This window comes from Amycolatopsis albispora (assembly GCF_003312875.1).
Lineage (GTDB): Bacteria > Actinomycetota > Actinomycetes > Mycobacteriales > Pseudonocardiaceae > Amycolatopsis > Amycolatopsis albispora.
In genome coordinates, this window is sequence record NZ_CP015163.1 from 6330471 (window position 1) to 6342621 (window position 12151).

Here is a 12151-nt window from a genome sequence, read left to right on the forward strand (position 1 = left end):
AAACACCCTGTTGCGAACAAGGCACGTCGAACACCCGAGTCGACGCGTCGCGATGGCGTCATGCCTGAAGGAGGTCGGTGGTGACCACTACCGCAGGTTCGACCAGCACGGACACGACGGCGCAGAAACCGGCGTCGCCGAACGCGTGGGCCGGTCGTGACGGCAAGACTCCTTCGCGTTTGAGCGGCAGCGGCCGGCGACGCAGCGTGCCCTACCTGTTGCTCGGTGTTCTGCTGGTCCTGGTGTGCGCGGCCGGCGGTGTGTTCGCCGGAATACAGCTGGGTGACCGGGAAAGTGTGCTCGCACTGGCCCGTCCTGTTGCCGTGGGCCAAGTTCTGACGGCGCAGGATCTCAAGCAGGTTAGCATGGCCGCGGACTCCGGCATGGACGTGATGCCCGCATCGGCTGCGTCCACAGTGGTGGGTCAGCCGGTTGCGTTCAGCCTGCCCGCTGGCTCGCTGGTGACCCGTTCGGTGCTCGGCGCACCGCAGATTCCGTTGCAGGGCAAGGCAATCGCTGCGGTGGGGCTGAAGCCGGGACAGTTCCCGCCCGACCTGTCGCCGGGTACCACCGTCGCGGTGCTCACGACTCCAGGGCAGGGCACAACGACCGGAACGTCGACCGGTTCCGGGCAGACGTCGTCGTGGACCGCGGTGGTGACGAGCATTGCCACGCGCGAGACCGAGCAGACCACGGTGGTGTCGCTGCAACTGTCCGAATCGGACGCTCGCGCATTGGCCTCGGCTCCGGCGGGGCAACTCAGTCTGGTCGCGATCGCGGGAGGAGGCCGCTGATGCTCATCGCCGTCTGCTCGCTGAAAGGGTCGCCGGGTGTGACCACCCTGGCGACCGCGCTCGGGGCCCGTTGGCCGGGCCAGGAGAACCCGATCGTGGTCGAGGTCGACCCTGCCGGCGGTGACCTGATGGCCCGCTTCCGGTTGCCCGACACACCGGGTCTGGTCAGCTTGGCCGCGGCGGCACGAGGCCGCAGCGGTGCCGATCCGAATCTGCTCGTCCAGCACACGCAGCGTCTCCCCGGTGGCCTGCGGGTGGTGCTCGGCCCGGTCGGTGCCGAACAAGCTCGCGCCGCCCTGACGGTGCTGGCCTCGGGCCCGTCCTCGCCGCTGCGTCGGGCCACAGACCAGCCGGAGACCACGGTCATCGCCGACTGCGGCCGGGTCGATCCGGACTCACCCGCTTTCCCGATCATCCGCAGCGCGGACGCGATGCTGCTGGTCGCCCGCCCACATGACGACGAGCTCGCGCACGTCGCGCTCAAGCTGCAGGCCGCCCAACAGTGGTCACGACGCCCGTGCTTCGTCCTGGTCGGCGACGGCTACCCGACCGCGGAGGTCTCCCAGGCGCTGCGCATCCCGGTGATGGGTCGCGTGCCGCGCGACGACAAGGGCGCCGCGGTGCTCGGTGGCCAGGGCACCGGCCGACGTGGGCCCGACAAGTCCGCGCTGGGGCGGGCTGCCGCCAGGATCGCGCTCAACCTTTATGCGCACGGGCACCAGCCGACCGGCAACGGCGCCCGTGCCCCGCACCTGCGGCTGGCAGTTCCGGGTGAGCCGGTCTCGGGTGCGGCGCTGCAACCGCTCGGGCCGCAAACCCGTAACGGGGCGACGCCATGACGCGGCCTGACGTCGGTGATCCGCGCCTGGCGGCGTCGACCAACGGCGCCGGCCCGAACCTGGCTGCCCAGCACACGCCTGGACCGGCGGATCTGCCACACCGGCCCGCCGGGGAAGCCGCCGCGGTGGAACGGCTGCGGCAGCACCTGCGCGAGGAGTTGTCCACCCAACTCAGCAGGCGCATCCGGGCTGATGAGACTGCCGGCCGCCCGCCGATGGACGCCCCAGCACGCCGCCGGCTGGCCGAGGCGATCCTGACCGACGCGGCCGAGGCGCACGCCCAAGCCGAGCTGCGCAACTCCGCCACCGGCGGGATGCTCGTGGCGCCCGAGGTCGAGCAGCGCCTGATCCGCCAGGTCCTCGACGAGGTCTTCGGCCTGGCCGGTCTGGAACCGCTGCTGGCCGACACCGACATCGAGAACATCAACATCAACGGCGACCGTGTCTTCGTCAAGTACGCCGACGGCCGCCGCAAGCGGTTGCCCCCGGTGGTCGGCTCGGACACCGAGCTGATCGACCTCATCCGCGACCTGGCGACCCGCTCCGGGGTGGAGGAGCGCCGCTTCGACCGCGGCAGCCCGATCGTGAACTTCCAGCTGCCCGGTGGCGAGCGTGTCTCGGCGGTCATGGCGGTCACCGCGCGCCCGTCGGTGTCGATCCGCCGGCACCGGTTCGCCAAGGTCACGCTGGCCGAGCTGCGCGAGAACGGCACCATCGACGTCGCGCTGGAGAGCTTCCTGAAGGCCCTGGTGCGGGCCAAGCGCAACGTCCTGGTCACCGGCGGCACGGCGATCGGCAAGACCACCCTGCTGCGCGGCCTGGCCTCGGCCATCCCGTCGTGGGAGCGGCTGATCACCATCGAGGACGTCTTCGAGCTCGGCCTCGGCGAGGACGCCGAGGCGCACCCGGATGTGGTGGCGCTGCAGGCCCGCGAACCGAACATCGAAGGGCAGGGCGAGATCTCGCTGTCGGACCTGGTGTGGCAGTCCCTTCGGATGAGCCCGGACCGGGTCATCGTCGGCGAGGTTCGCGGCCCGGAGGTCATCCCGCTGACCAACGCGATGTCCATGGGCAACGACGGCAGCATGGGCACCCTGCACTCCTCCAGCAGTCAGGGTGCGTTCACCAAGCTGGCTGCCTACGCCGTGCAAGGCCCCGAGCGGTTGCCGATGGAAGCGACCAACCTGCTCGTCGCCGCGGCGCTGCACTTCGTGGTGCACCTGGAAAAGCCCCGCGACGACCCGAGCAAGCGCGTGGTGTCCTCGATCCGGGAAGTCGTCGGCGCCGACGGCGCACAGATCATCAGCAACGAGGTCTGGCGCCCCGGCCCGGACCTGCGCGCCGTACCGGGCGCGCCGCTGCGCACCGACACCGTCGGCCTGCTCGTCGAGGCCGGCTACGACCCGGACCTGTTCGAGCGGCGCGAAGGGTGGTGGACGCCATGACCACGACCGCCGCCCTGTTCGGCCTACTCGGTGCCGGTGTGGCCGTCGGTGTCCTGCTCATCGCCGCCGGACTGCGCGGCCGACCCGCCCGTCCGGCGACGCCGTCGCGGCTGAGCGCCTGGCTGGCCGCCCGGCATGACCGCAAGCGGGTTGGCTGGCTCGTCGTGGCCGTGCTCGCCGGCTTGGCCGTCGGCGCGGTCACCGGCTGGGTGGTCGCCGCCATCCTGACCGCGCTCGCCGTCGTCGGCCTGCCGCGAATCCTCGGCTCGAACGTCGACCACAAGCGCCACCTCGAACGCATCGAGGCGATCGCCGGGTGGACCGAGATGCTGCGCGACACCCTGGTGGCCGCGGCCGGTCTGGAACAGGCCATCCTCGCCACCGCCCCGGCCTGCCCCGAGGCGATCCGCGAGGAGATCACCGAGCTCGCCGTCCGGCTGGAGCGCGGCGAACGCCTCGCACCGTCGCTGCGCCACCTCGCCGACCAGCTGCGCGACCCCACCGCGGACCTGGTGATCTCCGCGCTCGTGCTGGCCGCGGAGCACCAGGCCCGGCAGCTGGCCGACCTGCTCGGCGAACTCGCCAGCGAGGCACGCGAGCAGGCGTCCATGCGGATGCGCGTCGAGGCCGGCCGCGCCCGTACCCGGACCAGCGTGCGCGTCATCGTGATCACCACGCTGTCCTTCGCGATCGGGCTGGTGCTGCTCAACCGCGGCTACCTCGCCCCCTACGACTCCGCGTTCGGGCAAATCATGTTGCTGTTCGTCGGCGCGCTGTTCGCGGCAGCTTTTGCTTGGCTGGCAAGGATTGCGCGGATGCGTGAGCCGGAGCGCTTCCTCACGGAGCTGGCCACGATCCGGCCCCACGACGCCGACGTGGACGTCGATGACTTGCTCACCGGGAAGGGGGCGTCGTCATGATCAGCGCGTTGTTGTGGGGCGCCGGGCTCGGCGTCGGCTTGTGGGCGCTCGTGATCTACGTGTTCCCGCCGAGGCCGCCGCTGCGCGCTCTGGTCGACCGGTTGCACGCGACGCCCGCGCCGCCACCGATCCTCACCGCGGACTCCGACGGCTGGGCGTTGCGCGTGGGCCGGCCGTTCATCAAGCCGTTGGCCGCACTCGGGTTGCCCAACCGCAAGCTGCGCAACGACCTCGCGGTCACCGGCAAGAGCATCGAGCACCACCTGGCCGAGAAGGCCACGCTGGCGCTGACCGGGCTGTTGCTGCCGATCCTGATGCAACTGCTGCTCGTCGTAGCCGACGTTGGTCTCGGCTGGGAAGTCCCCGCGGTCGCGAGCCTGCTCTTCGCGCTCGGTGGATTCCTGTTGCCGGATATCAGCGTGCGGCAGGAAGCCGAGCGGCGGCGCTCGACCTTCCGGCACGCGCTGTCGGCCTACCTGAACCTGATCCGGGTCCTGCTGGCCGGCGGCGCCGGAGTCGACGGCGCGCTGTCGGACGCGGTCGGCATCGGCAAGGGCTGGGCCTTCCAACAGCTGCGCCGCGCGCTGGTCACCGCCAAGCTGACCCGCACCACACCGTGGTCGACCCTCGGTCAGCTCGGCACCGAGCTCGACGTGCATCAGCTGTCCGAGCTAGCCGCCTCGGTCAGCCTCGCCGGCACCGAAGGCGCCCGCGTTCGCGCCAGCCTCGCGGCCAAGGCCGCGGCGCTGCGCACCCGTGAACTCACCGACGCTGAAGGCGAAGCGCAAGCAGCCACCGAACGCATGAGCCTTCCCGTGGTGATGCTGTTCGGCGGATTCCTGATTTTCATCGGGTTCCCAGCCCTCGCGAGCGTGCTGGGAGGTCTCTGAGTTCCACAAGAACTGTCCATACCGGACCCCGAACCACGGGGGAGAAGCTGATGTTCACCGAAGTTCAGATCCTCATCGCCCGCATCCGGGGCGAGCTGGAGCGGCTGCGCCGCGACGAGGCGGGCTACTCCACCGAAGCGGTCGTGGTCACCGCCCTGCTGGCGGCGCTGGCCATCGCGGTCATCGCGATCATCGTCATTAAGGTCACCCAGAAAGCCAACGGCATCAACCTGTAGGCCGGTGACCACAATGCCTCGACGCCCCAGCCGACCCCGCACGCCGAACACACGCGAGCGTCCACACCGGACACGTGTGCGGGCGGCGCTGCGCCGGCTGCGGACGGATCAGCGTGGCGCCGGCACGGTCGAACTCGTCATCGCCACGCCCCTGCTGTTGCTGCTGATCCTGTTGATCGCGCAGTTCGCGCTCTACATGCACGCCACCCACATAGCCCAAGCCGCCGCCTCCGAAGCCCTGTCCGCAGCACGCGTGTACGGCGGCAGCACTGCCGCGGGCAATGCCGAAGGACAACGAGTCCTCACCCAACTCGGAAGTGGCCCGCTGCAAGGAACATCGGTCAACGTCCAGCGAGGACCGAACCAAGCATCCGTGACGGTCACCGGAACCGTGATCAACGTGATTCCGTTCGCGACCTTCACGGTGCACGCCGAAGCCGTTGGGCCCGTTGAGAAATTCACCCCGCCGACCGGTGCAGGGGCGGTGGCACCATGACTGCGGCCCGCCGTCTTCCCGCGTTCGCGCGCTCGATGCGCGCGAGTATTCGCGCGCTGCGCCGGGACGAACGAGGCTCCGCTGCGGCCGAGCTCACTCTACTGACCCCGCTGCTGATCCTGCTGCTGTTGTTCGTGGTGTTCTGCGGTCGGCTGGCCGACACCAAGCTGCGGATCAACGACGTCGCGCACCAAGCGGCCCGCGCCGCCACCCTGGCCCGCACCCCATCGCAGGCCACCGCCAACGCCCAAGCCACCGCCAGCGCAGCCCTGGCGTCCGCGGGGATCACCTGCCAGTCGTTGTCGGTGTCTACCGACACTCAGGGACTCAAGCCGGGCTCCACGGTGACCGTCACCGTGTCCTGCAGCGTCGGCCTCGGGGACCTGACCTCGCTCGGCGTGCCCGGCAGCCGGACGTTCCAATCCAGCTTCTCCTCCCCGGTCGATGTCTGGCGCGGCACCGCCCCCAACGCCCAAGCGGGAGGTGCGCCATGAGGGTGGCCGCATCGCTGCGCCGCCGAACCGGCCGGCTGCGCGAAGACCAGGACGGCCGGGTGACCGCCTTCGTCGTCATCATCGCCCTCGCCGCGCTGCTGTTCGCCGGGCTCGTGCTCGACGGCGGGCTCGCCCTGGCCGCCAAGGTCCGTGCGATGGGCGAGGCGCAGGAAGCCGCGCGGGCCGGCGCCCAGGAAATCGACCTGACCGCCTACCGCACCGACGGCACCCTGCGCCTGGTCCCACACCAAGCCAGCGCCGCGGCCCGCAGCTACCTCGCCGCCGCCGGCCACACCGGCACCGTCTCGGTCGCCGGCACCACCGTGAACGTGACCGTCAGCATCGACCAGCCGACCCAGCTGCTCGGGCTGGTCAGCATCGGCTCAATCACCGTCACGGGAACCGGGCAGGCCCAACCGCAACGCGGAATCTCCGGAGTACTCCCATGACGACCTTCACATGCTCGTACCCAGTTCAGTGCCACACCGGGGAAGGAGACCAGGATGGCGACGACTGAAGAGATCGAACGCCGCGTCGAGCAAGCCGACGCGGCCCGCAGCGCGAAGCGGGCAGCTGCTGCCAAGCGCGTCGGTGAACTCGCACTGCTGCGGGCAGAGGTGGCCGAGAAACTCGGCGACGTCGAGCGAGAACTCGGCGACGTCCTCGCTGAGTCCAGCGACGTCATCAGCGTTGACGAGCTGGCCAAGTTCACCGACGTACCGGCCACCGACCTCACCCAGTGGCTCAACGGCCGCAAGACGACTCGCCCCAAGCGCAAGCGGTCTACCGCCGGCACCGCCACCGCGAAACGGGACGCGAGCCAAGCATCGTCCACATCGAACCCGGCGCCGACCACCCAGCAGTCCGCGTCACCCGAGCTCGCCGGACCTCGCAACGGCGCGGCGGACACCTCCACCCGGATTCCCACGCCGGTGACATGACGCCGCTTGCTCCGCTGGCGACCGCGGAGCCGTAAACCTGTACGTCCAAGGAATCGAGCACGCCATGACCGCACACTCGCACTCCCCTCACCGAAAGCCGATACGGCCGAGGACAGGCCGCCCCGCGTGGTGGGCACTGGCCGCGGTGCTCCGGTTCGTGCGCGGTCTGCTCGCCCTCGTCGTCCTGCTCGCGCTCGTGGCGGGCCTGCCCTGGGCCCTCGTGCACTTCGTGGGGTGGCCCCTGCCTGACGACGTGCCGACGTGGGACGAGATCCAGGCGACGCTGCTCAACCCGATGAGCGCGCAGTTCCTGCTCAACACCCTGGCGGTGCTGTGCTGGATCGTCTGGTTCTTCTTCGCGCTCGACGTCCTGCGCTGCACCGTCGACGCGGCGCGCGGGATCACCTGGCCGCAGGTCCGCCCGCCTGGCCCGCTGCACGGGCTCGCCGCGGCTCTGATCGGCACCATCGTGCTGACCCTGCTCGGCAACCGGACCCCGTACACGGCTCCCACCCCGGCCACCGCAGTCTTGGCCGCCGATCTCACGCCGGTCGCCGTCGTCGCACCGCTGACCCCAGGCCCGACCGCGCAGGCCGCGGCTCCGCAGGCGGCCGTCGTCCCGGCCGCCACGTTGGTGGTCGATCGGGCAGCGCCGGCCCCGCCGGGCATGGTCCAGGTCACCGAGGAGGTCCGGCTCCCCGAGGACGGGATCTACGACAGCCTGTGGCGGGTCGCCGAACGCATCTACGGTCCCGGCGGCGGAACCCGGTGGCCTGAGTTGTTCCAGCTCAACCGCGGCGTGGAGCAGCCCGACGGCCGCGCGCTGACCCAACCCAACCTCGTGCGCCCCGGCTGGAAGATCACCGCCTACATCCCGGCCCCGCCCGAACAACATCCTCCCGGCGAGCAGCAGCCGCAGGTGCCGCCGCCGCAGCCGCCACCTCCTCCGACGAGCACTGCACCGACCACGCCTCCGTCAACACAGCCCGCGCCGAACACGACCCCGGCGCCGGCCACGGCGGACGAGGCCGGCCAGCACCACGACGACCAGGCCGAACCGGGGCTGGACCTGCTGACCGGCGTGTTCGTCAGCCTTGGCCTGGCCGGAGCGATCACGACGGCCATGGTGTCGGTCCGGATGTGGCGCCGACGCCGCTACCGCATCGGCAGCGGCGACCGCGCCGACCTGCAGCGCCCGATCGCGCCCGTGGTCCGCGCCCTGCGGGCCGCCTACGACCAGGACGACGGCGACCGCAGGCCCGTAGACGACGTGGAGTTCGTCGACCTCGCGCCGGCCCCACCGCGGATCCACATCACCGCCGCCGGGGACCTGGAACCCGACGACAAACCAGTCCCCGTACCGGCGAAGGTCGGCGTGCGGGGCGGTCGCGAACTCGCCCTGAACCTGGCCAGCACCCGCGGCCTCGGTCTCGCCGGACCTGGCGCCACCGCCGCTGCCCGCGCGCTGCTGCTGCACCTGCTCACCGAACAGCAGCCCGGCGACGGCATCCGCGTGCTCGTCCCCGCCGACGACCTGCACCTCGTCTTCGACGGCACCGACGTCGAGAACCTGCCGTCCACCGTCCACGTCGTCGCCACGCTCGACGCTGCCCTCGACGAGATGGAAGCGGCCCTGCTCACCCGGACCCGCCACGCCATCGAGCAGACCGAAACCCGACTCACTCCGGCCTCGCTCGTGCTGCTCGCCAGCCCCACGCCCCACGCGGAACGCCGCCTGCAAGCCGTCCTCGACAACGGCTCGACTCTCGGCCTGGCCGGCGTGCTCCTCGGCCAATGGCGCCCCGGCGCGACCGTGCGCGTCCGCCACGACGGCACCGTCAGCGCGACCAGCCCTGGCCTCGGCGACGCCCTCGCCGACACACGCCTGTTCAGCCTGCCCTCCACCGATGCCACCGAACTGCTTGCCGTGCTCCGCGATGCTGAAGGCCCCGCCGACCTGGCCACACCCGACCACGCAACCAGCGGCTTCACCGGCGACGAACTCGCACCGCCCGCAGACGATCACGACGTTGCACCCACGCCGCCCGTCCCCGAGCAGCGCTCGGTCGACGAGATGACCCAGCTCGAATCCACCCGCCCGCCGGAACAGGAAGACAACCAGCAGACCCCACCGGCCCCGAGCCTGCAACTGCTGGACGTCCACCCCATCCCCGTGGACGTCCCGCCGAAGGCCCCGGCCGCAGCCACCCCGGACGACACCGACGAGCGCCGCACGGCCGCCGAGGACGTCAAGCCGGCCGCCGAGCAGGCACCGGCCGCCGAGGAACCCCGGAAACCGGACAACGGTGACGTGGCAGCACCGCAAACCCCGCTGGTTGTGCGTGTGCTGGGACGCCTGCACCTGGCCCTGCGCGGCGACGAGGGAGAACGCGAGCTCAGTGGCGCGCTGACACCGAAGCAACGGGAACTGCTCGTCTACCTCGCGCTGCACCCCCACGGCGTCCGCCGCGAAGTCCTCAACGAGGCCGTCTGGCCCGACAGCCGGCCACCGCGGCCGTACAACTCGTTCCACAACACCCTGTCCATGTTGCGCCGCGCGCTCACCGACGCCACCGACGGCAGGATCAACAACCTCGTCGTCAACGACGACGGCCGCTACCAGCTCAACGACGAACTCGCCGTCGTCGACTACTGGCAGCTCCAGCACGCCCTGCAGGCGCCCCGCCCACCCGACGCCGCGGCCCAGGCCCAGCTGCACGACGCCGTCGAGCTCTACCAGGGCGACCTCGCCGAGGACCTGCTCGTGCCCTGGATCGAACCGGTCCGCGAGGCCACCCGACGCGACGTCCTGGACGCGCTCGGCGCCCTGATCCGCGCGCACGGCGACAGCGCCCCAGAAACCATGCTCACGCTCCTGGAACGCACCCGGAAGCTCGACCGCTACAACGAGGGCGTCTACCGCGACATCATCCGCACCCAAGCCCGCCTCGACCAGTACGCCGCCATCCCCCGCACCCTCGCGCTGCTGACCACCACGCTCGACGAGATCGGCCAACATCCCAGCCCCGACACGCTCAACCTCGCCGACTTCCTCCAACGCCGCGGCAGCACTCGGCGGCCGGTCTCCACCGACAACGCCGCGGCCAGCTGAACCGCGTCCGCCAGTGCAGCGGTAGCTCAGTCAGGCTGATCCTCGTCGTCCTGCGGCTGATCGCCGTCGTCCGGCGCCTTCTGCAGGCGCTCGATCAGATCGAGGTTCTCTTCCGCCCAGTCGATCAGAGGCCGCGCCCGGACCAGCAAATCCGCGCCCGCGGGCGTCAGCGAGTACACCACCGACCGCGGAAACGTCCGTTCCTCGACCCGGTCCACCAGGCCGGCGGTCTCCATCCTTCGCAAGGTCCGGCCCAATGCCCGGCTCTGAATCTTGCGGACCAACCCGGTCCACGGATCGAACGTGGTCATCTCCTGGATGGCGGCATGAAGCTCGTTGTAATGCAGCGGCCCAGCATTCAACGCCACCAGAATGTGCGTGATCCATTCCCCGTTCAGCACGTGACGGAGATCCCGCGACCGCGCTAGGTACCTAGCGTCCCCCGTTACCATGTACGCCCCCATAATCGTTCGTGACGGCTCGCCTACACTCCGCCCCCGCGGCACAGGCGAGCCCTGAAATTCAAAGTGAGAATCGCCTCCTTTCTGGCCAGAGGGCGTATAATCGTCTCCGTCATCGGCCACCTCGGTTGATCAGTGTCAAGGTTGTCAACGCTACGTCAAACGGGGTACCCGGTGCAGCGTATTTCTACTTAGGACGAACCGGCGTCACCACACCGAGTGACCAACTAGTAGATCAACAGTACGATCAGTGATCACCTCGTAGTGTCCTGGTCACCTACCGGACGACGGTCCGATTCAACTGCCTACTAGAGCGGTAGCCCTCCGAGTCCGCGAACTGCCTGGTCACCGGCCCCGCAGGGGCTACCGATGTAACGCCCGACTCGGTGGCCGGCAGGCACATGAACAGTCGACTTGGGTGGGTGGTCACCTGCCGTTACTCGTGACCCCGTGGTCCCCCTGGTTGCGCTGGTCACCATCCATCCGTACCCCACTTCCCGCTGTCTGATCGTCATGCATTGCCCGCATCTCGCTGCTCTGTTCGTTACGGTGGCAGCCTCCTGCTGTGCAGTCGCCGCTGATCAACTTGACTCGAATTCGACGCTGTATCAATTTGCATCGGATTGCCACTTGCGCTTGACAATCACAATTTCGACGGCGTGTCAATACTCAAACTTTGTTTGAGTTCTCTCGGGGTGAATCGCATGAGCCGAAAGCTGGATTAAACATGCTCGCGATTCACCATTTCTCGGCACTTCGCCATTCATAAACCCAGAAAAGCAAGAGATGAGCTGTCCGCTCCGCTGGGCTCCGCCGTGCCGGCTGCTGTCCGCTCCGCTGGGCTCCGCCGTGCCGGCTGCTGTCCGCTCCGCTGGGCTCCGCCGTGCCGGCTGCTGTCCGCTCCGCTGGGCTCCGCCGTGCCGGCTGCTGTGGCTCTTCTATGCCCCGGTTTGGGCAGTGGAGACCGAGAGGCCCGGCTGACGCTGCGCAACTCTGACCAGCCGTTTTGCACCGCAAGGTCACGGAACGGTAACGACGGGGCCTCTTGGGCTTGCAAAGTGTGGACCCAAGATGTGTACTTCTACATGTCGACTCCACACCAGGAAGTAAACGGATCGAACCGAGAGGGTGAGGACCAGGGCACGGCGTCCCTGCGAGCTCTCCGATTCGGTCAGTACCTCCTTCCGGGTGTCGAGATGACAGTAGTCCCGTAAAGCGCGGGCAACGGCTTGGGCCGTGCGGACAGCAGCGAAACCGTGCAGAGCAGCGTGAAGAACGACGCGTAGCCAAACGCGCATTTCTAGTCTGGAATGCGTAGTAACTGCGCTTGCAGCTTCGCGACGTAAAGTTCTTGCTATAAAGCGGAGAAGCGCGCATAAATGGCATGCCTGCCACAGGTGTGTCCCCAAGATAAGTCAATGGTGGTCCAGCACCGAAAAACGTCGCAACGTGTAGGCGTTCGAGGTTGTTTTAGGCGGTTGCCGACATTGGGTTTCTCTGGCTTGAGAGCGTCACTCTCGCCT

The 12151-nt window shown here is 69.3% G+C and carries 12 protein-coding genes; 11 read left to right on the forward strand and 1 reads right to left on the reverse strand.

Annotated features, from left to right (window positions below; all coding sequences use genetic code 11):
* Window positions 1-80 precede the first annotated feature (80 nt).
* From A4R43_RS29985 to A4R43_RS30035, 11 genes are all read left to right on the forward strand, one after another.
* Window positions 81-794 (forward strand): SAF domain-containing protein, encoded by a 714-nt coding sequence (locus A4R43_RS29985; RefSeq protein ID WP_112277131.1) that lies wholly within the window; start codon window positions 81-83, stop codon window positions 792-794.
* On the forward strand, window positions 794-1633 hold the full coding sequence (locus tag A4R43_RS29990) for a CpaE/TadZ family protein (RefSeq protein ID WP_110341329.1): 840 nt from the start codon (window positions 794-796) through the stop codon (window positions 1631-1633). The genes A4R43_RS29985 and A4R43_RS29990 overlap by 1 nt, the downstream gene beginning before the upstream one ends.
* Window positions 1630-3078: a CpaF family protein gene (locus A4R43_RS29995; RefSeq protein ID WP_110341331.1), complete on the forward strand. Its 1449-nt coding sequence runs from the start codon at window positions 1630-1632 to the stop codon at window positions 3076-3078. The genes A4R43_RS29990 and A4R43_RS29995 overlap by 4 nt, the downstream gene beginning before the upstream one ends.
* Complete coding sequence (locus tag A4R43_RS30000; RefSeq protein ID WP_110341582.1) at window positions 3075-3998, forward strand: type II secretion system F family protein; 924 nt, start codon at window positions 3075-3077, stop codon at window positions 3996-3998. The genes A4R43_RS29995 and A4R43_RS30000 overlap by 4 nt, the downstream gene beginning before the upstream one ends.
* Entirely contained in the window at window positions 3995-4888 is an 894-nt protein-coding gene (locus A4R43_RS30005; protein ID WP_112277132.1) for a type II secretion system F family protein, read from the forward strand. The genes A4R43_RS30000 and A4R43_RS30005 overlap by 4 nt, the downstream gene beginning before the upstream one ends.
* 50 nt (window positions 4889-4938) lie before the next feature.
* On the forward strand, window positions 4939-5124 hold the full coding sequence (locus tag A4R43_RS30010; protein WP_112277136.1) for a hypothetical protein: 186 nt from the start codon (window positions 4939-4941) through the stop codon (window positions 5122-5124).
* A gap of 76 nt (window positions 5125-5200) precedes the next feature.
* Window positions 5201-5620 carry a TadE/TadG family type IV pilus assembly protein gene (locus A4R43_RS30015; RefSeq protein ID WP_233520033.1) on the forward strand — a complete coding sequence of 140 codons (420 nt, stop codon included), beginning with the start codon at window positions 5201-5203 and terminating at the stop codon, window positions 5618-5620.
* Window positions 5617-6114: a TadE/TadG family type IV pilus assembly protein gene (locus A4R43_RS30020; RefSeq protein ID WP_233520034.1), complete on the forward strand. Its 498-nt coding sequence runs from the start codon at window positions 5617-5619 to the stop codon at window positions 6112-6114. Before A4R43_RS30015 ends, A4R43_RS30020 begins: the two co-directional genes overlap by 4 nt.
* 2 nt (window positions 6115-6116) lie before the next feature.
* Entirely contained in the window at window positions 6117-6563 is a 447-nt protein-coding gene (locus A4R43_RS30025; RefSeq protein ID WP_233520035.1) for a pilus assembly protein TadG-related protein, read from the forward strand.
* Between the two features lie 54 nt (window positions 6564-6617).
* Window positions 6618-7055, forward strand: coding sequence for a hypothetical protein (locus tag A4R43_RS30030; RefSeq protein ID WP_110341339.1), 438 nt, complete (start codon window positions 6618-6620; stop codon window positions 7053-7055).
* A 145-nt stretch (window positions 7056-7200) separates the two neighbouring features.
* Window positions 7201-10167, forward strand: coding sequence for a BTAD domain-containing putative transcriptional regulator (locus A4R43_RS30035; protein ID WP_110341341.1), 2967 nt, complete (start codon window positions 7201-7203; stop codon window positions 10165-10167).
* A gap of 26 nt (window positions 10168-10193) precedes the next feature.
* On the opposite strand, the gene A4R43_RS30040 is transcribed toward A4R43_RS30035, so the two are convergent.
* On the reverse strand, window positions 10194-10568 hold the full coding sequence (locus A4R43_RS30040) for a winged helix-turn-helix transcriptional regulator (protein ID WP_158559785.1): 375 nt from the start codon (window positions 10566-10568) through the stop codon (window positions 10194-10196).
* Window positions 10569-12151: the final 1583 nt, after the last annotated feature.